Annotated in this window: 24 protein-coding genes and 2 pseudogenes; 9 read left to right on the forward strand and 17 right to left on the reverse strand. The window is 66.1% G+C overall.

What is annotated here, in order from left to right:
• Positions 1-256: pseudogene (locus ACRDU5_RS16260) on the reverse strand (transposase); the annotation flags it as partial.
• 12 nt (positions 257-268) lie between these two features.
• Between ACRDU5_RS16260 and ACRDU5_RS16265 the strand changes: the two are divergent.
• Positions 269-970, forward strand: coding sequence for a hypothetical protein (locus ACRDU5_RS16265; RefSeq protein ID WP_526615690.1), 702 nt, complete (start codon positions 269-271; stop codon positions 968-970).
• A gap of 9 nt (positions 971-979) precedes the next feature.
• Here the strand turns inward: ACRDU5_RS16265 and ACRDU5_RS16270 are convergent.
• A pseudogene (locus ACRDU5_RS16270) lies at positions 980-1,254 on the reverse strand (acyl-CoA dehydrogenase family protein); the annotation flags it as partial.
• 190 nt (positions 1,255-1,444) lie between these two features.
• Between ACRDU5_RS16270 and ACRDU5_RS16275 the strand changes: the two are divergent.
• From ACRDU5_RS16275 to ACRDU5_RS16300, 6 genes are all read left to right on the forward strand, one after another.
• Positions 1,445-2,101, forward strand: a complete 657-nt coding sequence (locus ACRDU5_RS16275; protein WP_526615662.1) for a TetR/AcrR family transcriptional regulator — start codon at positions 1,445-1,447, stop codon at positions 2,099-2,101.
• 44 nt (positions 2,102-2,145) lie between these two features.
• Complete coding sequence (locus tag ACRDU5_RS16280) at positions 2,146-2,970, forward strand: acyl-CoA thioesterase (protein ID WP_526615663.1); 825 nt, start codon at positions 2,146-2,148, stop codon at positions 2,968-2,970.
• Between the two features lie 156 nt (positions 2,971-3,126).
• The gene (locus ACRDU5_RS16285) at positions 3,127-4,332 is read left to right on the forward strand and encodes a cytochrome P450 (RefSeq protein WP_526615665.1); all 1,206 of its coding nucleotides are present in this window, start codon (positions 3,127-3,129) and stop codon (positions 4,330-4,332) included.
• 37 nt (positions 4,333-4,369) lie between these two features.
• Positions 4,370-5,206 carry a mycofactocin-coupled SDR family oxidoreductase gene (locus tag ACRDU5_RS16290; protein ID WP_526615667.1) on the forward strand — a complete coding sequence of 279 codons (837 nt, stop codon included), beginning with the start codon at positions 4,370-4,372 and terminating at the stop codon, positions 5,204-5,206.
• A 35-nt stretch (positions 5,207-5,241) separates the two neighbouring features.
• A complete protein-coding gene (locus tag ACRDU5_RS16295) occupies positions 5,242-6,090 on the forward strand; it encodes an SDR family NAD(P)-dependent oxidoreductase (protein ID WP_526615668.1) in 849 nt (282 codons plus the stop codon).
• A gap of 65 nt (positions 6,091-6,155) precedes the next feature.
• Positions 6,156-7,592, forward strand: coding sequence for a WS/DGAT/MGAT family O-acyltransferase (locus ACRDU5_RS16300; protein WP_526615669.1), 1,437 nt, complete (start codon positions 6,156-6,158; stop codon positions 7,590-7,592).
• Here ACRDU5_RS16300 and ACRDU5_RS16305 read toward each other — a convergent pair.
• Positions 7,589-8,404: a lysophospholipid acyltransferase family protein gene (locus ACRDU5_RS16305; protein ID WP_526615670.1), complete on the reverse strand. Its 816-nt coding sequence runs from the start codon at positions 8,402-8,404 to the stop codon at positions 7,589-7,591. The genes ACRDU5_RS16300 and ACRDU5_RS16305 overlap by 4 nt on opposite strands.
• Positions 8,405-8,531: 127 nt before the next feature.
• On the opposite strand from ACRDU5_RS16305, the gene ACRDU5_RS16310 reads away from it, so the two are divergent.
• Both ACRDU5_RS16310 and ACRDU5_RS16315 read left to right on the forward strand, forming a co-directional pair.
• On the forward strand, positions 8,532-9,602 hold the full coding sequence (locus ACRDU5_RS16310) for an NAD-dependent epimerase/dehydratase family protein (RefSeq protein ID WP_526615671.1): 1,071 nt from the start codon (positions 8,532-8,534) through the stop codon (positions 9,600-9,602).
• Complete coding sequence (locus tag ACRDU5_RS16315; RefSeq protein ID WP_526615672.1) at positions 9,599-10,579, forward strand: NAD-dependent epimerase/dehydratase family protein; 981 nt, start codon at positions 9,599-9,601, stop codon at positions 10,577-10,579. The genes ACRDU5_RS16310 and ACRDU5_RS16315 overlap by 4 nt, the downstream gene beginning before the upstream one ends.
• Here ACRDU5_RS16315 and ACRDU5_RS16320 read toward each other — a convergent pair.
• From ACRDU5_RS16320 to ACRDU5_RS16385, 14 genes are read right to left on the reverse strand one after another with little or no spacing between them, the layout of a single operon-like run.
• Positions 10,576-11,382 (reverse strand): SDR family NAD(P)-dependent oxidoreductase, encoded by an 807-nt coding sequence (locus ACRDU5_RS16320; RefSeq protein ID WP_526615673.1) that lies wholly within the window; start codon positions 11,380-11,382, stop codon positions 10,576-10,578. The genes ACRDU5_RS16315 and ACRDU5_RS16320 overlap by 4 nt on opposite strands.
• A gap of 1 nt (position 11,383) precedes the next feature.
• Positions 11,384-13,795: a CaiB/BaiF CoA transferase family protein gene (locus tag ACRDU5_RS16325; protein ID WP_526615675.1), complete on the reverse strand. Its 2,412-nt coding sequence runs from the start codon at positions 13,793-13,795 to the stop codon at positions 11,384-11,386.
• A gap of 5 nt (positions 13,796-13,800) precedes the next feature.
• Positions 13,801-14,787 (reverse strand): enoyl-CoA hydratase/isomerase family protein, encoded by a 987-nt coding sequence (locus tag ACRDU5_RS16330; RefSeq protein ID WP_526615676.1) that lies wholly within the window; start codon positions 14,785-14,787, stop codon positions 13,801-13,803.
• 10 nt (positions 14,788-14,797) lie between these two features.
• Positions 14,798-15,940: a M24 family metallopeptidase gene (locus ACRDU5_RS16335; protein WP_526615677.1), complete on the reverse strand. Its 1,143-nt coding sequence runs from the start codon at positions 15,938-15,940 to the stop codon at positions 14,798-14,800.
• On the reverse strand, positions 15,930-17,165 hold the full coding sequence (locus ACRDU5_RS16340) for a M24 family metallopeptidase (RefSeq protein ID WP_526615678.1): 1,236 nt from the start codon (positions 17,163-17,165) through the stop codon (positions 15,930-15,932). Before ACRDU5_RS16340 ends, ACRDU5_RS16335 begins: the two co-directional genes overlap by 11 nt.
• Positions 17,165-18,331: an amidohydrolase family protein gene (locus ACRDU5_RS16345; protein ID WP_526615680.1), complete on the reverse strand. Its 1,167-nt coding sequence runs from the start codon at positions 18,329-18,331 to the stop codon at positions 17,165-17,167. The genes ACRDU5_RS16340 and ACRDU5_RS16345 overlap by 1 nt, the downstream gene beginning before the upstream one ends.
• Positions 18,332-18,367: 36 nt before the next feature.
• A complete protein-coding gene (locus ACRDU5_RS16350) occupies positions 18,368-19,603 on the reverse strand; it encodes a cytochrome P450 (protein WP_526615681.1) in 1,236 nt (411 codons plus the stop codon).
• Position 19,604: 1 nt separating this feature from the next.
• Positions 19,605-19,799: a ferredoxin gene (locus ACRDU5_RS16355; protein WP_526615682.1), complete on the reverse strand. Its 195-nt coding sequence runs from the start codon at positions 19,797-19,799 to the stop codon at positions 19,605-19,607.
• Between the two features lies 1 nt (position 19,800).
• The gene (locus ACRDU5_RS16360) at positions 19,801-20,511 is read right to left on the reverse strand and encodes a TetR/AcrR family transcriptional regulator (protein ID WP_526615683.1); all 711 of its coding nucleotides are present in this window, start codon (positions 20,509-20,511) and stop codon (positions 19,801-19,803) included.
• Positions 20,508-21,344: an SDR family NAD(P)-dependent oxidoreductase gene (locus ACRDU5_RS16365; protein ID WP_526615684.1), complete on the reverse strand. Its 837-nt coding sequence runs from the start codon at positions 21,342-21,344 to the stop codon at positions 20,508-20,510. The genes ACRDU5_RS16360 and ACRDU5_RS16365 overlap by 4 nt, the downstream gene beginning before the upstream one ends.
• Positions 21,345-21,378: 34 nt before the next feature.
• Positions 21,379-22,203 (reverse strand): alpha/beta fold hydrolase, encoded by an 825-nt coding sequence (locus tag ACRDU5_RS16370; protein ID WP_526615688.1) that lies wholly within the window; start codon positions 22,201-22,203, stop codon positions 21,379-21,381.
• Positions 22,203-22,793, reverse strand: a complete 591-nt coding sequence (locus ACRDU5_RS16375) for an NADPH-dependent FMN reductase (RefSeq protein WP_526615685.1) — start codon at positions 22,791-22,793, stop codon at positions 22,203-22,205. Before ACRDU5_RS16375 ends, ACRDU5_RS16370 begins: the two co-directional genes overlap by 1 nt.
• A 9-nt stretch (positions 22,794-22,802) precedes the next feature.
• Complete coding sequence (locus ACRDU5_RS16380) at positions 22,803-23,792, reverse strand: cyclase family protein (RefSeq protein WP_526615686.1); 990 nt, start codon at positions 23,790-23,792, stop codon at positions 22,803-22,805.
• The gene (locus ACRDU5_RS16385) at positions 23,776-24,594 is read right to left on the reverse strand and encodes a coniferyl-alcohol dehydrogenase (protein WP_526615687.1); all 819 of its coding nucleotides are present in this window, start codon (positions 24,592-24,594) and stop codon (positions 23,776-23,778) included. The genes ACRDU5_RS16380 and ACRDU5_RS16385 overlap by 17 nt, the downstream gene beginning before the upstream one ends.
• Between the last annotated feature and the right edge of the window lie 129 nt (positions 24,595-24,723).

Here is a 24,723-nt window from a genome sequence, read left to right on the forward strand (position 1 = left end):
GCGCTCCCCACACGGCGCGCCAGGCGGCCAGCCGCAGCCGGGGCCGGCCCCGCCGCGAAATCCGGGCCCGGCCATTAAACGTGCCGCTGGCGTTGTCGCGGGGGCACAGCCCGGCGTGTTTGACCAGCGCCTCGCGGGGCACCACCCGGTTGACCATGCCGGTGCTGTGCACCTCTTCGGCGGTCATCGCACGACCGGTGAACAGGATCTCCTTCGCCTTGCGGGGGCCGAGTTCCCAGGTATGGCCGTGGTATTCGGGGTGCTCGGTGTGGATCTCAACGCGGACCATCTGGCGTGCTGTGTCCTCGACGCCTCGGGTAGCCCAGTCGGCGACCCGATCACGATTGAGGTGCGCACCGCCGGTCTGGCGGCCAGCCGCCGTGATGGGCGGGTGCGCGCGGCGATTACCGCCCTGCTCGATCACGCCCAGCAGCGCGGCTGTGGGGCGATCGTCGTGGAGAATCTTGACTTCGCCGACGCCCGCGCCACCGGGCGCGACACCCTCGGCCGTGGCGTCCGCGGCAAGAGACTTCGCCGCACCGTGGCCGCGATCCCCACCGCGAAGTTCCGCACACGGCTCACCGCGATGGCCGCCCGCCGCGGCATCAACGTGATCGGAGTGGATGCGGCCTACACCAGCAAGTGGGGCAACCAGCATTGGCGTAAACCTTTGCAGCAGCAGACTTCCGATCCGGCCACCGTCACCGGCCATCACGGCGCGGCGGCCGCCATCGGGCGACGTGGCCTCGGTTTGGCGATCAGGCGACGGCCGGCAGGACCCCGCAGCGGACAGCGGACCGCTGAGGGCACTCCACCGGCCTGGTCCGACCGTAACCCGGGGAACACACCCGGGTGCAGTAGTTCCGGCCCACCGACACACCCACCACGAGGCGTGCCGGTCCACCGGAGAACACCCACCCGCCGCGGCCAACACCGTTCGGGCCGCACAGGACTCACTCCTGCTCACTAACCAGGAACGGTTGAAGCTCTGGTAGACCCGGCGCCGGGATAGCTCCATCTGGTGCACGTACTGCTGCAGGATGGTGGCGTTCCGTCCGCCGAACTCGGGTGGGTTCCCCGGCAGCAGCCACCCGTTGTCGAACATCAGCCGCTGCCAGCGACGGGCCCACCCGGGTATGTGACTGCTGGACCCGGACCGCTCGAGCGCGTCGGCCTCGGGCGGCAGATGCTCGTCCAGAAGGCCACGAACTCGGCGCGGAAAGTTTCGACGTCAGCGTCAAATGTCAGCTGCACGGCGCTCCCGCGAAATCCGTCCTTTTTTGAAAGACTTTTGTTATCAACAGAATGAGAATAGTATTCTCATCGTGAGAAAGTTACAATCTCCGACACGTTGGCCGCGAGGGGGTCGAGGACCGCAATGGCAAGGCGTTCTCCGGTACAGTCAGTTCATGTTCTCACCAATCGGCAAGCATCTGAGCCGCCGGTGACAAGTCCAAGCGAGGAACCCGCCTGGAAGCAGCGCGCGGTCGAACGCTCCATCAAGACCGCAAAGCTCCGGGCCGCGCAACGGGTCCAGCGATTCCTGGACGCCGCTCAGGCGATCATCATCGAGAAGGGCAGCACCGACTTCACTGTGCAGGAGGTCGTCGACCGCTCACGCCAGTCGCTGCGCAGCTTCTACCTGCAGTTCGACGGCAAGCACGAGCTCTTGCTGGCGCTGTTTGAAGATGCGCTGGCCCGGTCGGCCGACCAGATCCGCGCCGCCACCGCCAGCCACGGCGACCCGCTGGAGCGACTGAAGGTAGCGATTCAGCTGCTGTTCGAGTCCTCCCGTCCGGACCCGACCGCCAAACGGCCACTGTTCACCGACTTCGCGCCACGACTGCTGGTCTCGCACCCGGCCGAGGTCAAGATCGCCCACGCACCCCTGCTCGCGCTGCTCACCGAGCTCATGGAGGAGGCCGCCGACGCCGACGAGTTGCGTGCCGACATCAACCCGAAGCGGATGGCCGCGATGACCATGCAGACGGTGATGTTCGTCGCGCAGTCCAGCGGTGATCCGGACGACACCACCGCGCACCCCATCACCGCCGACGAGGTGTGGGACTTCTGCGCCCATGGCTTCGCAGCAAAGCCTTGAGAATAGGGTTCTCCTAGCACAAGAACATCGCTTACACTGGCGGCGTGCCCGATCTGTGGACCGACCTACTCGCGTGCCTTGATGTCACTCCTGTCCCGCCGTCCCACCCCGATGAGAACGCGGACGTGGCGGTGTACGAGGGCCGCAACCAGCAGCTGGAATACCACCGGTTGTTCGGCGGCCAGATCCTCGGCCAGCTCGTCCAGATCGCCGGCCTGACCTGCCCCGACAAGGCCGTCAAGTCGCTGCACGCGGTGTTCGCGCGGGAAGGCCGGGCCGACGAACCCGTCTCGTACCAGGCGACCCGGCATCACCAGGGGCGATCCTTCGCCACACTTACCGTCACCGCGCGGCAGAGCCGGGGAGTCCTGGCCACCGGTTCGATCTGCATGCACGCCGCGGAGGACGGCCCCGAGCGCCAGGCGGTCGACGAGGTTCCCGTTGTGCTCGGCCCCGAGCACAACGTCACACTCGACCTGATTCCCTGGGAGACGCGCGCCGTCGACGACCTGAACGCCACCTCGACCGGTCCACCGCGGTTCGAACTGTGGATGCGCACCCCGGCCGTCGATCCCCGCCTGGCGCCCGCCCTGGCCGCCTACGGCACCGATCTGACGCTCATCGGCACCGCTCTGAGGCCTATCGACGGTTTGGGCCAGCGTGGCAACGGCACGCAGTTCACCTCCGCCGTCACCACCCACACGCTGTGGTTTCACCGGCCATTCCGCACCGACGAATGGCTGCTGCTGCGCCAGCACAGCCCGCTGCTCGCATACGGCCGTTGCTTTGGCCGGGGCGACGTCCTCACCGAGCACGGCGAACTGGTGGCTTCGTATGCCCAGGAGGCGCTGCTTCGCCTGCCGATCTGAGCCCAGCCAATGAGAAGTACGTTCTACTAAGCGGAGAGTACAAATCGCAGAAAAGGATCGTTCCGTTGACACCGATGCGGCGCCGGTGCCAGAGTTTGTGAGACACCGGCCATGCATGTGTCTTATTGAGCCCTGGTCAATGCGAAAGGCAACACCGTGACCGTCGATGCCACCGAGGCTGCCACCAGCGATGTCTACTTCGACCCGTATGACGTCGACATCAACGCTGATCCCTACCCGACGTTCCGGCGACTCCGGGAGGAATCGCCGCTGTACTACAACGCCCAGCACGACTTCTACGCGCTCAGCCGCTTTTCCGATGTGAACAAAGCGCTGGTGGATCACGAAACGTTCAGCTCGGCCCGCGGCGCGATCGTTGAGCTGATCAAAGCCAACATCGACATTCCGCCTGGCACAGTGATTTTCGAGGATCCACCGATTCACGACATCCACCGCAAGCTACTGGCTCGGATGTTCACGCCGCGCAAGATCAACGCACTGGAGCCGGTCATTCGGGAGTACTGCGCGCAGAGCCTGGACCCGTTGATCGGGGCGGACCGATTCGACTTCGTCGCCGACCTCGGTGCACAAATGCCGATGAAGGTGATCAGCGCGCTGTTGGGCATCCCCGAAGACGACCAGGAGATGATCCGCGACCACGCCAACGCGCAGATGCGCACCGAGGCCGGCCAGCCCATGAAGGCCGACGGCTTCGTCACCGGCGAACTCTTCGAGGCCTACATCGACTGGCGCGCCGATCACCCGTCGGACGACATCATGACCGAACTGCTCAACGCGGAGTTCGTGGACGAGACGGGTACCACCCGCCACCTCACTCGCCAGGAGCTGCTGACCTATCTCAACGTGGTCGCGGGCGCGGGCAACGAAACCACCACGCGGCTGATCGGTTGGGCCGGCAAGGTTTTGGCCGAGTACCCCGACCAGCGCCGCGAACTCGCCGAGTACCCGGCGCTGATTCCGCAGGCCGTCGAGGAGTTGCTGCGCTTCGAACCGCCCGCGCCGCACGTTGCCCGGTACGTGACCCGCGACGTCGAGTTCTACGGCCAGACCGTGCCCGAGGGCAGCGTGATGATGATGCTGATCGGCGCCGCGGTGCGCGACCATCGCCAATTCCCGCCGGACGGCGATGTTTTCGACATCCACCGGGAGGTACGCCAGCACCTCGCATTCAGCGTCGGCACGCACTACTGCCTGGGCTCGGCGTTGGCACGGCTGGAGGGATGTGTCGCGCTGGAGGAGATTCTCAAACGGTTCCCCGAATGGGATGTCGACATGTCCAAAGCGTCGCTGTCCCCGACGTCAACTGTCCGCGGCTGGGAATCGATGCCAGCTGTTCTTTGAGTGAAATCCTTTCCACTAACGACGAATTGAGGTAGCTATGACTGGACGTGTTGAAGGCAAGGTCGCTTTCATCACCGGCGCGGCCCGTGGACAGGGGCGCGCGCACGCGGTGCGGTTGGCCCAAGAGGGCGCCGACATCATCGCCGTCGACATCTGTAAGCAGATCGACAGCGTTCAGATTCCACTGTCCACCCCGGAGGATCTCGCCGAGACCGCGGATCTGGTCAAGGGCCACAACCGCCGCATCGTCACCGCCGAAGTCGACGTGCGCGATTACGACGCGCTCAAGGCCGCAGTGGACTCCGGCGTTGAGCAGTTGGGCAGGCTGGACATCATCGTCGCCAACGCAGGCATCGGCAACGGCGGTGCGACATTGGACAAGACCGGCGAGGTCGACTGGACCGACATGATCGACGTCAACCTCGCCGGCGTGTGGAAGACCGTGAAAGCCGGTGTGCCGCACATCCTTGCGGCCGGCCGCGGCGGTTCGATCATCTTGACCAGCTCCGTCGGCGGCCTGAAGGCATACCCGCACACCGGTCACTACGTGGCCGCCAAGCACGGTGTGGTGGGGCTGATGCGGACGTTCGCGGTGGAGCTCGGCCAACAGAATATTCGCGTCAACTCGGTGCACCCGACCAACGTCAACACCCCGTTGTTCATGAACGAGGGCACGATGAAGATGTTCCGTCCCGACCTGGAGAACCCGGGGCCCGACGACATGAAGGTCGTCGGCCAGCTGATGCACACGCTGCCGATCGGCTGGGTGGAACCGGAGGACATCGCAAACGCGGTGCTGTTCCTGGCATCCGACGAGGCCCGCTACGTCACGGGTGTCACGTTGCCTATCGACGGCGGCAGCTGCCTGAAGTAGCCACAAGCCGCTCTCGACGGCATAGTCTTCGCGCCGTGGAGACTTTTGACGGGCGCGGCGCGGTGATCACCGGCGGAGCAAGCGGTATCGGCTTGGCAACCGCGCGCGAGTTCACCCGCCGCGGCGCCCGCGTCGTGCTGGCCGATCTGGATCGGTCCGCGCTGGACCAGGCGGTGCAGCAATTACGCGCCGACGGATCCGACGCGCACGGCGTGGTGTGCGACGTGCGCAAGCTCGATGACGTTGCTGGCCTGGCCGACGAGGCCTTCGGCCTGCTCGGCGAAGTGCACTTGGTCTTCAACAACGCGGGCATCGCGTATGCCGGGCCGATCGCACAGGTCACCCACGACGACTGGCGCTGGGTGATCGACGTCGACCTGTGGGGGCCGATCCACGGCGTCGAGGCGTTCCTGCCGCGCCTCATCGAGCAGGGCGGGGACCGCCACCTGGTGTTCACCTCATCCTTCGCGGGCATGGTCGCCAATGCCGGACTCGGGCCCTACTCCGTGTCGAAGTTCGGCGTCGTCGCGCTGGCGGAGGGTCTGGCCCGCGAACTGAAGGCCGAGGGCATCGGCGTTTCGGTGCTCTGCCCGATGATCGTCGAGACCAACTTGATGGCGAATTCCGAGCGCGCCAGGGGTGATGACTACGGCGCACCGACCGACCAACTGGGCGAAACCGTTCAGGAGCTGGCCGGGTCGACAACTCAGGGCGACGACTCAGTACTCGATGTCGACGACGTGGCACGCCTGACGGCCGACGCCATCCTGGCCCATCGGCTGTACATCCTGCCGCACCGGGCATCCCGGGCGTCGATCCGGCGACGGTTCGAGCGCATCGACCGCACCTTCGACGAACAGGCCGCCGAGGGCTGGACGCACTGACTGCCGGGCGAAAATCGTCGGCCAAAGCGGCCAGCCCGGGCTCACCCGAGTGGTTGCATGGAACCGTGAGGCGACTGGGTGGCATGGACGCCATGCTGCTATACAGCGAGACGCCCAACCTGCACACGCACACCGTGAAGGTGGCGATCATCCATGCCGCCGGATTCGACGGCGAGTTCAACTTCGATGTGTTTCGCCGGACAATTCAGCGTCGACTGCATCTGCTCGACCCGCTGCGCTACCGGCTCCTCGACATCCCCTGGCGGCTGCATCACCCGATGTGGATGGAGAACTGCGAGGTCGACCTCGACTATCACCTGCGCCGGGTGCAGGTGCCGAGCCCCGGCGGGCGGCGCGAGCTCGACAAGGTCGTCGGCCAGATCGCCAGCACGCCGTTGCATCGCGGCCGTCCGCTGTGGGAGTTCCACTTCGCCGAGGGGATGGCCGACGATCGCTTCGCGCTGATCGGCAAGGTGCATCACACACTGGCCGACGGGGTCGCGTCGGCCAACCTGCTCGCGCGCCTTATGGACCTGGCCGGTTCGGCGCAGAACGAACAGGAAAGTTACGAGATATGCGTTCCGCCCGGCAGGAACGACCTGTTGAAGTCGGCCGCTCGCGACCACGCCCAAAATATCGCCGCACTGCCGGGATTGGTCAGGGATGCCGTGCGCGGCTTGTCCCGAGTGCGGCGGCGCGCACGGGAACGTCGCGACGATCCGGACATGGCCAAGATGTTCAAGACGCCGCCGACGTTCCTCAACCACGTGGTGTCCCCCGCCCGAACGTTCGGGACGGCATCGCTGTCGCTCGCCGAGGTGAAGGAGACCGCCAAGCACCTCGGGGTGACGTTCAATGACATCGTGCTCGCCATGGCGGCCGGCGGCCTCCGCGAACTGCTGTTGCGCTACGACGGCAGGGCAGACCGGCCGATCATGGCCTCCGTGCCGGTCAGCACCAACAGATCCGCGGATCGGATCACCGGTAACGAAATCAGTGGTTTGGCGGTATCGCTGCCCGTGCACGTCGACGAACCGCTCGAACGGGTTCGGCTGACCTCCGCGGCCACCGCGTGCGCCAAGGAAGACCACGATCTCCTCGGGCCCGAGCTGCAGGGCAAGATGATGGAGTACCTGCCACCCCCGTTGGCACCGGCGATGTTTCGATGGCAGTCAAAGCGCGCAGCCCACAACAGGATCATGAACGTCGCGGTATCCAACGTGCCCGGGCCTCGGGAACACGGTCACATCGGCGGCGCTCGGGTCACCGAGATCTACTCCGTCGGAGTGCTGTCCCCGGGCAGCGCCTTCAACATGACCGTCTGGAGTTACGTTGACCAGGTGGACATCTCGGTACTTTCCGACGACCGCACCTTCAACGACGTCCACGAGGCCACGGATGCGATGCTGCACGGACTCGCCGAGATCCGGCGCGCCGCGGGCCTGCCCGCAGAACTCACTCTGGTCGGCTCGGCGATGGCGCCTGCCAGCGCGGGCGGTTAGCCCAGTATCGGGAACCGGCGCTTCTTCGCCAGCTTGTCGAGAGCGGTCTGCATCACTTCGCGGACATGTGCATCGACCTCGTCGACGTCGGGGTCCTCGCCGAACTCTGCCACCACGTCGATCGGTTCCAGCACCTGTGTGACGATCTTCGTCGGCAGGGGCAGGTTGGGTGGGAAGATCACGCTGAGGCCGAACGGGAAGCCGAAGCTGACGGGCAGGATCTCTATCCGTGCCCGCTTGAAACCCAGCCGCCTGGCGATCGAATCGCCGCGGGCGAGGAACAGCTGTGTCTCCTGTCCGCCGATGGACACCATCGGAACGATCGGCACACCGGCCTCGAGGGCGGAACTGACATACCCGGTCCGGCCGGCGAAGTCGATTTTGTTCTCCGACAGCGTCGGCCGGTACGAGTCGTAGTCACCGCCGGGAAAGACCAACACGACCGCGCCGGAGCGCAATGCCTTCGCGGCATTGTCGCGGCTGGCCTCGATGACGCCGGCGCGGCGCAACAGTCCGGCGAGCGGTCCCATGAAAATGCCGTAATGGCCGAGGGTGTACAACGGGCGGTCGTAGCCGAACTCGTCGTAGAACGCCGGGGCGAAGATCAGCACATCCGGGGTCAACATTCCGCCGGAGTGATTGCACACCAGCAGCGCTCCACCTGCGGACGGTATGGCGTCCACCCCGTGCACTTCGGACCGGAAGTAGCGTTGGATGACCGGTGCCACCCAATTCTTCAGCTGCTCGGTGAACGTGGGATCCCACTTGGTGGCCTCTTGTGTCCCAATGTCCTCAATGCCGTTGTCGCCCATGCCTTCTTCCCCTGGGTCTCGTCGTTTTATGCATACCCAAGGCGGGCGCTGACTACCCCTGATCCACTACCAGCGGATATGGTACTCTCTGAATTCGAGAACGTCATTTCCGCGCGGGAGGGAGCTAATGGCGGGCACTGTGCTGGTCACGGGCGGGTTCGGCCTGGTGGGATCCGAAACCGTCAAACTGTTGGCCGCCGACGGCCAGCGGGTGGTGGTGGCAGACCTCGACACCCCCGCCAATCGCAAGAAGGCACGGGCGCTGCCCGACGGCGTCGCCGCCCGGTGGGCGGACCTGACGGATGCCGCGGCGGTCGATCGCCTCGTCTCCGAGGCGTCGCCGTCGGCGATCGTGCACCTTGCCGCGGTCATCCCGCCGCCGCTCTACCGGAACCCCAAGCTCGCCCGCAAAGTCAATGTCGACGCCACGGTGGCGCTGGTGCGCGCCGCCGAGGCTCAGCCAAATCCGCCTCGCTTCGTGCAAGCCTCGAGCAACGCCGTCTACGGCTCGCGCAATCCCCATCGAGTGAGCGACGTTGTCCGCGCCGACACGCCGACCCGGCCGATCGACATATACAGCGCCACCAAGCTCGCGGCCGAAGAACGCGTGCGCGCCTCGCGCCTGGAGTGGGTGGTCTTGCGCCTCGGCGCGGTGCTCAGCCCGAACTTCAGTGCCTTGCCACTCAGCGCCGACGGAATCTTCATCGAAAGCGCGCTGCCCACCGACGGGCGCATTCACACCGTTGACGTCCGCGACGTCGGGACGGCGTTTGCGGCGGCCACCACCGCGGACGTCGCAAAGGAGATCCTGCTGATCGCAGGCGACGACTCACACAAACTGAGGCAGGACGACGTCGGGCCCGCGCTGGCCGCCGCCCTGGGACTGCCCGGTGTGCTGCCGACCGGCCGGCCCGGCGATCCGGACAACGACGACGGCTGGTTCCTCACCGACTGGATGGACACCGCCAGGGCGCAACAGGCGCTGGCGTTCCAGCATCATTCGTGGCCGGACATGCTCGCCGAGATCCGGGAACGAATGGGGTGGAAGCGCTATGTGCTGCGACCCGTCGCTCCGCTGGCGCGGATGTTTCTGGCACGCCGATCCGCGTACCGCAAGGCCCCGGGCACCTACGCCGATTTGTGGGGAGCGATCCGCTCGAGGCTGGGCGATCCCGGACTGGATGCCGATCACACATGAAACTCGTCATCGGCGCGAGCGGGTTCGTCGGCTCACACGTCACGCGTCAGCTCGTCGAGGGCGGCAACGATGTCCGGGTGATGCTGCGAAAGACCAGTTCCACCAAGGCTATCGACGACTTGCCCGTGCAGCGCCACTACGGCGACGTGTTCGACGACGACGCACTGCGCGCGGGGATGGCCGGCTGTGACGACGTCTACTACTGCGTGGTGGATGCCCGCGCGTGGCTGCGCGATCCCGCACCGTTGTTCCGCACCAACGTCGAGGGACTACGACACGTCCTCGACGCCGCGGTGGACGCGAACCTGTCGCGGTTCCTCTTCACCAGCACCATCGGCACGATGGCCATCGGTGACGGCAACGGACCTGTGAACGAGGACACCCCGTTCGATTGGCACGACGGCGGACCTTATGTCGAGTCCCGGGTGGCCGCCGAAAACCTTGTCCTGCAGTATGCCCGGGAGAAGCGGCTGCCCGCCGTCGCACTGTGTATTTCCAACACGTACGGTCCCCGCGACTGGGGGCCGACTCCGCACGGGAAACTGCTCGCTGCGGTTGCGTCCGGGCGGTTCCCGTTCTACCCGGCTTTTTCGGCGGAATGCGTTGGAATAGAAGACGCGGCGCGGGCAATGATCCTGGCCGCCGACCGCGGCCGGGTCGGCGAGCGTTACATCGTCTCGGACGGGTACATGAGTATGCGGGAGGTGCACCGGGTCGCCGCCGAAGCCGTCGGTGCGCGCCGGCCCATCGGCATGCCCATGAAGCTATTACTTGTCGCAGCGCGTGCCGGTGATCTCGCCGCTCGACTGCTGCGGCGCGACCTGGTGTTGACGACGGTGTCGTTTCGAATGGCCGACAAGATGCCGCCGTTGGACCACGGCAAAGCCGAGCGCGAACTCGGTTGGACGCCGGAGCCGGTGAACGAGTCGATACGTAAGGCCGCCCGGTGGTACATCCAACAGCGGGCGCGTTCCTAGCCAGGGCCGAACTGAGAGTTGCCGGTCTTCGGGTGGTGATACCAGCCGCCGGCGGCCTGGGTTCCGCCGTCGACGTGGATGGTCTGGCCGGTGATGTAGCTCGACATGTCCGAGGCGAGAAACACTGCGGTGCCGGCCGTTTCATCGACATGTCCGGGACGGCCCATCGGGATCGCATGGGAAATGTCGGGAGGCACGCCGTCCGGTGAGAACTGCAGCAGTCCCTCGGTGACGGTTATGTCGGGGGCGAGCGCGTTGACCCGGATGCCATGCGGTGCCAGTTCGAACGCCGCCGTCTTGGTGTAGTTGATGACGCCGGCCTTGGCCGCGGCGTAGGCGGCGTAACCCGGTGCGGCGCGGACCCCTTCGATCGATGTCAGATTGATGATGCTGCCGGGCATTTCGGCTGCCACGAGTTGGCGTGCCACCCGCTGGGTGCACAACAGCACGTGGCGCAGATTTGATTTGTAGAGCGCGTCCCAACCGTTCTCGCTGGTTTCCAGGATCGACGAGGCGAAAACCCCGCCGGCGTTGTTCACCAGGATCGTCGGTGTACCGAGCTCGGCGGTGGTGCGGTCCAGCGCGGCGTCCACCTGCTCGCTGTCCCGGACATCGGTGACAATGCCCAGTCCGCCAACGGCTTCGGCCGCCGATGCGCAGGTGTCGGCCACACGCTCCCAGATGGCTACCGACGCGCCGAAGGCCGCCAGCCCGGCGGCGATCCCGCGGCCGATGCCCGCTCCCCCGCCGGTGACCACGGCAACCCGGCCGGTGAGCAGGATGTTGGTGGGATCGATGGTCAACTCATGCCTTTGCCTTGCTCGTGGGATGCATTGCGGGCGCATGCCCGATCACGCCGCCGGCCTCGAGCTCGGCGATCTCGCCGTCGGTCAGCCCGAGCTCGGTCAGTAGTTCGCGGTTGTGCTCTCCGAGCAGCGGTGCGGGACGGGCATGAACCTTTTCCGGTCCGCGGGACAGCTTGAACGGAAGCGTGCTGTGTTTGGTTGGCGGGTTCACCGGGTGGCCGACGTCTTCGAAGAAGCCTCGGAACGCCAGCTGCGGCAACTCGGTCTGGCGGTGCGGTTGCATCACCTTGCCGACGGGCACGCCGGCGGCCCAGAGCCGATCGACGATTTCGTCACCGGTGCGCTGCTCACACCAGGCGGCCAACTGCTGGTCGATGGCGTCGTGATGGTTGCGCCGGCCGGCGGCGGTGCACAGGCCGGGGTCCATCGCCCAATCGGGCCGGCCGAGAGCGTCGCGCAATGCCGTCCACTGGTCGTCGGTGGCAATGGCCACCGCAACCCAACGGTCGAGGCGACCGAACTCGTCGATCTCGTTGGTGCGGTAGAGGTTCTGCGGCGCCGCACTGGGCCCGCGGTTGCCGGCGCGCTGCAGCAGCGCGCCGTAGGCGGTGTACTCGATCACCTGCTCGGCGGCCACGGTGAGCGCCGCATCGACCATCGCCGCCTCCACCATCGATCCTTCACCGGTGCGGCGTCGATGCTCGAGCGCCAGCAGCAGCGCGTTGAGGGCGTGGATTCCCGCGTTCGGGTCGCCGACCGAGTAGGGCTCGTAGGGGTTGCGGTCGGGGTAGCCGGTCAGCCAGCTGATGCCGGCGGCCGCCTCGATGACGTACGCGAACGCCGGGTTGTCGCGCCACGGCCCGTCGAGGCCGAACCCGGGCATCCGCAGCATGATCGCGTCGGGCCGAACGGCCTGCACGGCCGCGAAGTCCAACCCGATCTGGTCCAGCACGCGCGGGGTGAAGTTCTCCACGATCACGTCGGCGGTCGCGATGAACTTGTTGAGCAGGTCGCGTCCGGCCGAACTCTGCAGGTCCAGCGTGGCGCCACGCTTGTTCGTATTCAGGCCCGAGAAGATCGGCGACTTCTCCCACCACTGATCCTCGGTGATGGGTATGCCCGCAATGAGGCGGGTGCCGTCCGGGCGGCGGGTGGACTCGACGTGAATGACGTCGGCGCCGAGCATGGCGAGCAGATGCGTACAGCTCGGGCCGGCCCAGAACGTCGTCATGTCCAGCACCCGCAGCCCCGTGAAAGGCAGCCTCCGCGAAATGGGATTCCCTGTCGTTGTTCGCGGATTTCCACGACGGGGAATCCCATTTCGGCGGTAATGCTCGGTGTGCTCGCCAAGGCGGGGCGCGGGGGCGGGCGGCCGAAGCTGTGCGGGCGTCATCCGATAGGGGTGGCCGGGCTGACGGAAACCGTCGCGGGGGTTGGTGACGAACGACCCGCGCGCCTGGAAATGGTCGAGCGAATCGATGTTGGCGCCATTGGCCACCGGGGCGTTTGGAATGCGGAACGCCGTTGCCAGTTCGCGGATCTCGTCGACCGACTGGCTCTCGACCCAGGCATAGAGTTCGGCGGCCTTCTCATTGGCCTGCTCGGTGATGGACAGCGGCGAGTCCTCGTCGATCCACTCCTGGTGTCCGGTCATCGCGCACAGGTCGAACCACTGCTGTGCCGTGCCGCATCCGACGTCCACCAGGCCGTCCTTGGCACGCGCGATGCCGGGGACGGTGAGCCGACGGGCATCCCGCCACGGCCTGCCCAGCATCTCGAAGTAGCTCACCGGGTAATAGGTGAGGCCGAGGATGGCGGTCTCCAGCATCGACAGGTCGACCAGCTGGCCGGTGCCCCGGAATGCCAGCGTCGCCGCGCTGGCGTATGCGCCGGCCAGATACTCGCCGACCTGGCCGCCGACGAACACCGGCGCACGGTCAGCGGAGCCGCGGCCGAGGCCGACGATCCCGCCCGACCATGCCTGCAGCGTGAACTCCGTCGCGGGACGGTCGCACCACGGCCCATCCAGCCCGAACGGCGTGATCGACGTGACGGTGAGGTGCGGATGGGCGCGATGGATCGCGGGCGGAGAAAAAGCTTGGTGTTCGGCGACTTTGGAGCCGCGAGACCATACCACCGCGTCCGCGTAGCCAAGCAGCCCGTTGACCAAGTCGACGTCGGTCTCCGGATCGGCGACGACGCTGTGCTTGGCGCCGGCCAAAAAGCTGAACAGCGCGCCGTCGCCATCGACCGCAGCGCCGGATGCGGTCCATCGACGCAGCGGATCTCCTTCTGGCGGTTCCACTTTGATCACGTCGGCACCGCCGTCGGCGAGCAGCTTCGTGCAGTACGCCCCCGCAATCCCGGTGGACAGCTCCACGACGACGTAGCCGTCCAGCGGGCCGTTCATCCGGCTCAGTCCTTCTTCTTGCGGTTCGACTTGCTCAACCGGAAGTCGGGTGGGAACTTGTTGTCGTTGTCGTTGACCGCACCGGCCAGCCCGGTGTCGATGGCGTCGTACATGTCCAGGTCGTCGTCATCGTCGTTGGTGACGCCGCTGCCCATCGACTCGAAGAAAGCGGACAGCAGGCTGCCCATGTACTCGCCTTGGTACTGCTTGAACACTTCGAAGAAGATCTTCTGCTGGAACACGGTGTCCACCGGGCGGTTTCGCGCGCATGCGCGGGCATACTTGTCCACCTCGGCCTCTAGCGCCTCCCGCAGCACCACCTTGTTGAGGAAGTTGCACTGGTACATCTCCTCGGCCGTGAACGGCCGTCCGGTGAAGACCATCTCCTGGAACTTGCGCAGCCCCATCATCTGGACCCACGTCCACATCCGCGGGCCCCAGCCGTAATAGCGGAACGACGGGTGCCCGAAGAGCGCATCGTCGGACGAGATCACCAGGTCCGCGTCGGCGCACTGGTAGAAGTGCCAGCCGTAGCAGTAGCCCTTGGCCTCGACGATGCTGATCTTCTTGAGTTCCTGCAGCGGCCGGTTGCCGGCCTGCACGTTCGCATACCACGCGCTGATCGTGGCGCCGTGCCGGAACGATCCCTTCGGCGGATAGCTGACCTCGCCGACGCCGTCGTCCTCCAGACGCAGTTCGGCCAGCCGCAGGTCGGTGTTGTCGTTGCCCTCCATGAACTCCGGCAGGTCCGCCCCGCTGCCCAGGTTGTCGCCGACACCGCGGATCACGACCACCTTGACGTCGTTGTCGACGGTGGCTGCCCTCAGCAGATCCGCATACCGCAGCCGGGCCGCAGAAGTCGGTGCGTTCAGATACTCGGGCCGATTGAACGTGATGGTGGCAATCTTGGTCTTCGGGTCCTTTTCGTAGAGGATGAGCTCTTCAGGTTTGGGCGGCTCGGCCGCCGTGGGTTTGGGCCGACTGTCTGACATGGTTTCTCCTTCACCCGATCCCTACACCGGCACGACTGCCCCAGCTCGGGCTCGAGGTGAGCACCTCGGACCCGTCGGGGGTGATGTGCACCGCCTCGCGCCTGAACACCGCACCCACTCCCTCCTCCCAGACATACCCGGTGACGGAGAGCACCATGCCGGGCTTCAACGTCTCCTCCGCGGCGGTGGCCCGCAGCTGCGGCGTAACCACCGGTGGGTCGAATCCCAGCCCGAGACCATGGGCGACCGGCATCGGCGGCAGCGGCTCGTTGACAGCCTGGTATGCCGCGAGCAGGTCGCTCGCCGGCCGACCGGGTCGACACGCCGCAGCAAGCTTGTCCGACAACGCATTCCAGCGTTCGTACAGCGCGGGGACCGTAGCGCCGCCGTCGCCGACGGGCCAGGTGCGGCCCACCTCACCCAGGTAACCGTCCGCCAGCACTCCCGCGGCGAAGGCCACCAGATCGCCCTGTCCAACCCGCCCGTCACTGCGTGCCCGCCGCCACGGGTGCTCCCGCGACGTCACCCACGCGGCGTCCTGCGTGGCGGGGGTACACACCCCGCCGGCCGCCTCCGCCTCGAGCATTACCCCGGCCAGTTCCTGTTCGGTGATACCCTCGCGCAACCCTCCGACCGCGGTGGCCAGGGCGTCCTCGGCCACGCGCAGCGCTGCGCGGACAGCGACCACCTCCTGCGGTGTCTTGATCCGGCGGGCCGCCCGCATGGCAAGTTCGCCGTCGACGAGTTCGGCGTTCGGGAAGGCGATCGGCAACAGCTTCGCGAATGACGGTGTGAGAGCGTCGGTTCCGACCCGACGGGCGGTGGCCGTGCCGTCGATGCCTTGCAACACGTTGATCAGCGTCATCGGATTCCACGCCAGCCCGTACAGGTGATCGTGCGGGATGTCGTCGGGGATGCCCTCATCCCACGTACTGTTCAGGTGGATCTCACCGGTCGACCGGACCACCGTGCAGATCGGCCCGAAGGGTCTGGTACCCGCCACCCAGAGCTGCGGTGCCCCCGAGAAATAGCGCACATTGGCCTGGCGCCCGAGCACCAGCACGTCCAGGTCGTGCGCTTCCATCTGAGCCAACGCTCGTTCCCGCCGACCGATTCGCAATGCCCGGTCATCGGGCAGAATTTCAGTCGCCATAGGGCATGTAGGGGTAGTCAGTCAACGGCGCGAAGCCGTCCTCGGTGATAACGATGATCTCCTCGCTTCGATAACCGCCGGTCCCGTCTTCCCAGACCACCGGCTCCAGAACCAGCACCATGCCTGCCGGGAACACGAACTTGTCGTCGAACTCCTCACCCAGATCCGTTCCGATCATGGGCATTTCGGCGGCGTTGGTGCCGATGCTGTGACCGAGATAGAAGTGCGGCAACCACGGCTTGCGGCCGCCGTTCGCGGCGATCGCCGCCCGGGCCAGGTCGCCGGATGTCGCGCCCGCCTTCGTCACCTTCAGCACGGCGTCGAGGATGTCGCGCCACTGGTAGAACTGGTCCTGCTGGCGTCGTGACGGGGGGTCCCCCACCAACCATGTTCGGCCGAAGTCCGAACAGAAGCCGGTATAGGTGATGCTGACGTCGGTCCAGAGCACGTCGCCCGCCGCGAGCTCGCGTTCGGTTGTCAACAACGGAAGCGCCAGATCGCCGTGTGTGGTCCAGGTGCCCTCCGCCTTGGACGCCGGCATCACCTGCCAGATCGCTTCGAGCATGTTCGCGGTCGCGCCCAGCTCGAACGCGCGTCGCACGAACTGCGCCGACAGATCTATCTGACGGACCCCCGGCGCCAACGCCTTCTGCACGTCGACAACCGCTTCCTCGGTGATGCGGCAGGCCTTACGGATACACGCGATCTGGTCGATCGTCTTCACCAGCTTGGCCGCCCCGACCACGGGTGCGGCATCGACGGGCGCTCCACCAGGGAATAGCCGGTCGGCCGTGCGGCGCATCGCGCCGGTCAGCTCGTCCACCGCGACCGTCGCGCCCGGCCGGATCAGGTCGGCCACGACGCGGGCGAAATGCTTTACGCCCTCGTCGAATTCGAGGTACAGCGGAGGATGTACATGGTCGGCCGGTATCTCCGACTCCGATGAGGTGCCCTCGCGGAACGGTATGAACAGGTGCGGATGCTCGTCGTCGGCCAGCACGATCGCGACCGGGCGTTCGACGTGCGATAGCCCCGCGTCGAGCAGCGGCCAGCTGGCACCGGTCGCGTACACCACATTGCCGTTGCCAAGCAGGATCAGCGCGTCGACGCCGTTCTCGGCCATCGCGGACCGTAGCCGCGCCGCGGCTTCTCGACGCATGCGTGCCCGGTCCGGCAGATCCGGAATACCGAGGGCGGACGCGTCCGCGGTCGCAAAGGTGGTCATTAGACGCCCAGGAAATTTTTGATGTTTCCGCTGACTATCTTGGCCGCGTTCTCCGGCCCGACCGCTTCGACGACCGATGCCAGCGACTTCTCCGAGTAGCCGAATGTGCTCTCGTTGTGCGGATAGTCCGACGACCACATAACCCTGTCGACCCCTATCCGGTCGATCAGTTCCAGGCCGAGCGGATCGACCATGAACGAGGCGCTCATGTGGTTGTCCCAGTAGTACTGGATGTCGTGCTCGAGCTGGTGGTTGAACATGTGCTGGTATGAGGCCAGCAGGTGTTCCGCGTCCTGCAGGGCCCATGGCACCCAGGCGATCCCGCCCTCGAACCAGCCGATCCGCAGCTTTGGGTGACGATCGAGGATGCCGCTGAAGATGTACTTGGAGAACACCTCACGAAATCCGTCGATATTGATCATCATGCCCACCACGACGCTGTTGAACTCGCACGGCGTTTTCGGCGGCGTCTCGCCGATATGGTGAGCCACCGGCAGGCCGGCTTGCTCGATCTCGTCCCACACCGCGTTCATCGCGGTACTTCCGTAGTCGATGACGTTGTCGTCGTCGTCCTTGCCCGGGTTGATGGGCATCAGGAACGTCTTGAGGCCCAAGGACTTCAGCTCGGTCAGCGTCCGCCGCGTGCCCTTCGGGTCCCACCAGTTGATCAGTCCGGCGGCGTAGAAGTGTCCGTTCGAGCGCTCCTGCAGCTCGGCCATGTATTCGTTGTAGATCCGAAACACCCGTTCGCGAAGTTCCTTGTCGGGATAGTGGAACAGCGCCAGCACCGCATTCGGGAAGGCGAGTTCCCTGTCGACGCCATCCTCCTGCAGCTCCTGGATGCGGGCCTCGATGTTGTTGGTAGCGGCTCCCGCCAGGTCGTCGTACTGCATCAGGACCCGGCTGAAGTCGCCCGGCAGGAAGGTCTGACCCTGCTTGCGGCCGACCATGTAGGCGCCGTCCTCGTACCAGATCCGCGGCGCCTTCTCCTTGAGGTCGTCCGGGAACTTCTCGTAGAAGATGTCCTCCGCAACCGAGATGTGGTTGTCGGCGGAGAACACCTCGGTACCCGCGGGCAGCCCGACATCCCCCTGCGCGTGCCCGCGCCGGTTCTTCGGCGCACCGTAGCCACCGGGCGGGTAAAGGGTGCTTGCTTGAGTTGACATCGTTGACACTCCAATCGGGCTGTTAGGAATGAAAGTTCACCAGGTAACGGGAAGTTCGTAGACGCCGTAGGCGAGGCGGTCGTGCTTGAACGGCACCTCGTCGAACGGCACGGCAAGGCGCAGCGTGGGGATGCGCCGCAGCAGTGTGTGGAACACGATCTGGAGTTCGGCGCGCGCGAGCTGCTGCCCGACGCACTGATGGCGGCCGTAGCCGAAGCCCAGCTGCTGGCCGACGTCGCGGGTGAGATCCAGCTTGTCGGGGTCGGGGTAGGCGGCCGCATCCCAGTTCGCCGGGGCCAGGTCGAGAATGATGCCCTCACCGGCGCGGATGGTCTCGTCACCGATCTCGATGTCCTCGACGGCAACCCGGCGCTGGCCGTTCTGGATGATCGACAGGTAGCGCATCAGCTCTTCGACCGCGTTGGCGATGAACTTCGGGTCGTCGGAATCACGTAGCAGCGCAGCCTGTTCGGGATTCTCAAGCAGGGCCAGCACACCGATGCCGATCATGTTGGCGGTGGTCTCGTGCCCGGCGATCAACAGCCCGGTGCCCAGCTGTGCGGCTTCTTTGACGCTGATCTCGCCTGCGTTTACCCGTTCCGCAAGGTCGGACACCGCGTCCTCTGTGCCGTCCCCGCGGGGAACCTCCATCTTGGCCTTGACGAGGTCGCTCAGGTACTTCGCCAGGCTCATCGCCCCCTTCTGGCCGTCCTCGGCGCTGGCATAGCGGGCGAGCCCCACGTTTGCGTGATGCTGAAAGAACTCGTGGTCTTCGTATGGGACACCGAGCATCTCGCTGATCACCCTGGTGGGAACCGGCAGCGCCAGCTCGGCGACGATGTCGGCGGGCTGCGGCCCTGCCAGGATCGCGTCGATGCACTCGTCGGTGACCTCTTGAATGGCCGAGCGCAGGCCCTCGACGCGCTTGAAGGTGAACGGCTTGGACAGCATCCGGCGGAACCGGGTGTGCTCCTCGGCGTCGGAGGTGAACACCGACCGGGGCCGCTTGTGCACGGTGGAGAGCATGTGCTCGTTCCAATGCGGGAAGCCGTCGCGGCGGTCGTCGACGCTGACGCGCGGGTCGGCGAACAACTCGCGCGCCACCGCGTGACCGGTGATCAGCCAGGGTGTGCTGCCGTCCCAGATCCGGACCCGGGAAAGCGGCTTCGCCTCGCCCATCTCGAGTACCCGCGGCGGCGGGGCAAACGGGCAGCGCGCGTCGCGGTCCATCGGGTACTCGGGGACGTCTACCGGTGTCAGGGTTTCCGACATGTCATTCCTCGATGTCGATGGCTAGGGCGGGACACGCCGCGGCGGCCTTGCGGGCGTTGTCGGCCCGCCCGGGCGGTGGACTTTCCATCAGCAGGACCACGACGCCGTCGTCGTCGCGCTGGTCGAACACGTCGTCGGCGTTCAGCACACACTGGCCCGACGAGACGCATTTGTCTTGGTCTACATGCACTTTCATGTCAGGGATGCTCCGTGACGGGTGCCAGCCACAGCCCGACGATCGCGTCGATGAGCCCGGACGCGACTGCGGCCCAACTGGTTCGTGGAATGGCGTCACCCTCGGCAAAGGCGCGTTCGAAGTCGGCGCAGGTGTGCATCATCAGGTTGCGCGCCATGATGTTGCGTTCCGTGACGACGGCCGGCGGCAGGTCGGCAACGCAGCGGGTAATGCCGTCGACCACCTTCACCAGCGATGGCGACGCGAGCGCATCCTTGACCACGATCTTCTGGTAGGCAGGATCGGCGAGCGCCTGGGCGGCGAAGCGCGCGTAGGTCGTCGGGTTGCCGAGTTGCGCCAGGTGCTCGGTGAGTGAGCACACCAGGCAACCGACCCAGTCCCGCAACTGCGCCGAATCCCCGGCCTGGGCCACCATCGACTCGAGCAACCGCTCGATCGACGCGCGGTGTTTCTGCTCGATCGCGCGTACCAGATCGGTCTTGGTGCCGAAGTGGTAGCCGACGGCGGCGTTGTTTCCCTGGCCCGCAGCCTCGCTGACCTGGCGGTTCGACACCGCGAACACGCCGTGCTCGGCATACAGCCGTTCGGCCGCCCGCAGGATTGCCTCCTGTGTGCTGCTCGCCCGATCGGCGCGCACAGCCCTGGCGGTGGTCACTCCTACAGTCAACCCGGCGCCGCCCGTTAAGTCAAGCGACTGATTTAAAACACTCATGTCGTCGGCTTGCGGACCTCTTCCTTCCTGCTCCTCGCGTTCGCAGCTACCTTGCCGGCCACGGTGCCGCCGTCGATCGGCAGCACGGTGCCGGTGACGTAGCGCGAGCGATCGGTGGCGAAGTACATCGCCGCCTCGGCGACGTCGTCGACGGTGCCCTCGCGCTTCAGCGGGCGGTCGGCCCGCATCTGGGCGCGAATCTTCTCCTCGAACTGTTCCAGCTTCTCGAGGTCTTCCCCTGACGCCGACTTTCGCACAATCGCGGTCCGGATATTGCCGGGGGCGATGGCGTTGACGCGAATCTCGTAGTGCGCCAATTCGATTGCCGCGGACTTGGTGAACTGGATGACCGCCGCTTTCGACGCCCGGTAGGTCATCACGCCGCCGCCGGCCTGGATCCCGCCGATCGAGGTGAGGTTGATGATCGACCCGCCGCCGTGTTGTGACATGTGCCGCGCGGCGTCGCGCGTCCCCGCCATCACGGCCAGCACGTTGATCGCCATCACCTGCTGGAAGTCCGCGAGGTCGTCGTCGAGAAACCGGCGGTGCATGGTGCCCGATACCCCGGCGTTGTTGACCATCACGTGCAGACCGCCGAACCGCTCGACCGCCGTCGACACCAGCCCGGTCACCTGGTCGATGTCGGACACATCGGATTCGACGAACTGCGCGTCGGCGCCGATGTCCGCCGCCAGCGCCGCACCGCCCTCGCGGTCGACGTCGCCGATGAGCACCTTGGCGCCCTCGGCGGCGAACCGTCGCGCAAGGCCTTCGCCCAGCCCGGACGCGCCGCCGGTGACGATCGCGACCTTGCCCGCCAGTTCATCCGCCATGACGTGAAAACCTTTCGTTGCGTGCCATGACGACTCAACCCGCCTCGCCGAGGAATTCCAAGAGCAGCTCGTTGACGGCCGACGGCTGTTCGATCTGCGGACAGTGGCCGGCCCGCGCGATCACGGCCGAGCGACCGTCCGGAATCTGTTTGGCGATCTCTGCCGCCCACCCCGCCGGCAGGAGTTTGTCGCACTCCCCCTCCACCACCAGTGTCGGTACGGCGATGCGCTCATACGGACGGTTGCTCGACGGCAGTGCCGGCGGATCCAACCCCGGCCTGCGGAACCGGGCGGCCGCCAACGCCTCCCACGCCCCCGGCGCGAGGCTCGATTGGTAGCGCCGCTGCACGTATGCGTCGTCGTTCGGGAATGCCGAGTCAAAGAAGAGCGCTTCGACGATCCGCCGCATGCCGGAAAGCGTGGCGTCGTAGTCATACAGCGCAGCCGAGTACTCGTTGCGCTGGATGTCACCGCCACCGCAGATCGTCACCATGCTGCGCACCGGCAAAACCGGAGACTCCGATGTCGCGTCGACGAACAGGTTGACGGCGCCCATGGAGTTGCCGACGAAGTGCGCGGACTCGACACCGAGGACCTCGCAAAACCGAGCGATGTGCCTGATCCGCATTCCGCGGCCGTCGGTGAAGTCGACGACCTTCGCGGACTGCCCGAAGCCGAGCATGTCGGGGGCCAGCACGCGATGGTGCGCGGCCAAGGCGTCGATGTTGCGCTCCCAACCCAGTTCGGCGCCGACACCGAACTCTCCACCGTGCAGCAGGACGATCGGATCGCCCTGCCCTGCTTCGAGATGGCTGGTGACCAGCCCGTCCACCAGTAGCGTCTTCCGCTCGGCCTCGATCACGCCGTTTCCCAGGCGGCGCGGGCGAAGGTGAGCACCTGAGTGGCCAGCATGTCGAGTTGGTTCTGCACCGCCTCGTCGGCGAGTTGGCCGGCGCTATCCCAGATTTCGTCGGCCGAGTTGATCGCCACGCCGAGCGGCGTGGGCCAGGCGCGAAGCGCGTGCCCGATGCTGCGCAACTGACCGAGCGTGCCGACCGACGCCTGCCATCCGTACGCGCAGCTGATGCATCCCCACGGTGTGTTGTCGAGGTAGACGCGCGGGTCTTCGCGGAGGTCCTCGATGTAATCCAGCGCGTTCTTGACCAGCCCGGACACCGCACCGTGATATCCCGGCGAACCGACGACGACCGCGTCGGCGTCACGTAACGCACCCACCAACTCGCGCGCCTTGGGTGTGCGTTCCAGTTCGTGCGGTGCGTACATCGGCAGGTTGAGGTCGTCGCCGGAAAACAGCTTCGTCCGTCCGCCCTGACGTTCCACCGACGCCAGGCAGTAGCGCAGCGCCCGTTCGGTCGACGAGTTGGACCTCAGCGTTCCACCGAGGCCGACGACGAGTGGCGCGCCGCCCGTTGTTGTGCTTGCGATCATCATCCGTACCTACTTGATTGCAATGGGATTCACCGGCGATCCAACCGCGCCGGTCACTCGCAACGGCGGCGCGATGAGCTGGAATTCGTACACACCGTCGGCGGCACAGTCGGCCGCAAGCGCTGTGAGGTCCCAATATTCGCCGAGCATCAGGCCCATGTCCCGCAGGCACAGCATGTGCATCGGCAGAAATGCGCCCTCCACTCCTGACACCGGGTTCTCGACCATCAGGTTGTCGGCGGCGACCGCGGCCACTTCGTGGTCGTGCAGCCACGACGCGCAAGTCCAGTCCAGGCCGGCTCCTGGTTCGCCACCATCGCCGGTCTCCAGAAACCGTGCCCACCAACCCGTTCGGACCAGCACAATGTCGCCGCGCTCGACCGTCACGCCCTGTGATCGGGCAGCCTCGTCGAGTTCGGCGGGTGTGATCGGATCACCGATCTCGCAGAACGTCTTCACGCCGCGCAACCGGACGATGTCGAGCAGCACGCCGCGTGACGTGATGCCCTTGCCGTCCACCTTGTCGATGCCGCAGTGGAAGGCACCGACGCTTGTCACCGAGTTCGCCGGAAACCCGTTGTAGAGGTAATCCTCGTAATAGACATGCGACAGTGCGTCCCACTGCGTAGCTGCCTGCAGCGGCATGATGATGACGTCATCGTTGAACCGCATCGGGTTGTCCTCGAAATAACCGGCCAACTGGCCGGCGGCCGGGTTCTGCAACCACTTCGGCCCGTACTCGAGCAGCGTACTGGCGTCCCCGCCGTCGATGGTCATCACGTGCAGCGGGTTCTGCCGGAAATGGAACGCGCCCTGCGGTCCCGACGAGCCGAAGTCCACCCCCAGCGGAAAGACCTTGCCCTGCTTGACCAGGCCGGCTGCCTGTTGAACCTTCTCCGTCGTGATCAGGTTGAGCGTCCCTATCTCGTCGGCGTCGCCCCATCGTCCCCAGTTGCGGACATCGTCGGCGACGCGCCGAAAATCAGTCAGGCTGGCCATGTTCCGCCCTCATCCTTTCCGCCATCGCGCCGCCGTCCACCCAGATCACCTGACCGGTGATGTAGGACGCCGCGCAGGAGTTGACGAACACCAGCACGCTCGCCTGCTCGTCCGGGCCCGCAACGCGGCCGAGGGGTGTCTGAAACGAGTCCAGGTATTCCTGCCCGTACGACGCCCGCAGCTGGTCGAGGATGGGTGTGTCGGTTAAACCCGGTGCGGTGCAGTTGATCCGGATGCCCTTGTCCCCCAGCGCGGCGACGTTCGCCATCCCGTACAGGATGATCGCCTCCTTCGACAACCGGTAGCCGCCGCCGTCGGCGACCGCCTCCGGATTTCGCTGGCACCATTCGATGCCTTCGGCCATCGTCGCCGTGTCCAGCAGACCCGCGGTGACGCCGGCGTTCTCCCGGTAGCCGGATGCGGCCAGCGACGACACATTGGCGATCGCCGACCCGGGCGGCATCGACGGAATGAGCGCCTCGGTGAAGCGGCGGGTGCCGAGGAAGTTGATGGTGACCACCCGGAGCGGATCGCCGATTCCCGACGACACGCCCGCGACGTTGAACAACGCATCGACCTGGCCACCGATCGCCGCCACGGCCCGGTCGATCGACGCGGCGTCGCACAGATCTATCTCGTGGAACTCCTTGAGCTGCAGCGCCGGCCGACGCAGGTCCAGGCCGACGACCTCGGCGCCGAGCTCGGTGAGCTGACGTGCGACCTCCGCACCGATACCCGACGCGCACCCGGTGACCACCGCGCGCCGCCCGTCGTAGCGCCAGAGTTCGTCAATCTGTCCCATAACTCATTTCCGGTCAGCCTCCGGGTTTCTGCTGTCCCATCCTTCCCCTGATTTGAGTTTCTGGGCCGCCTGCTCGATACCGGCGTTCATCTCCTCCATCGCCAACGACACCTCATTGGCGGTGTAATT

Source organism: Mycobacterium sp. (genome assembly GCF_050701515.1).
Lineage (GTDB): Bacteria > Actinomycetota > Actinomycetes > Mycobacteriales > Mycobacteriaceae > Mycobacterium.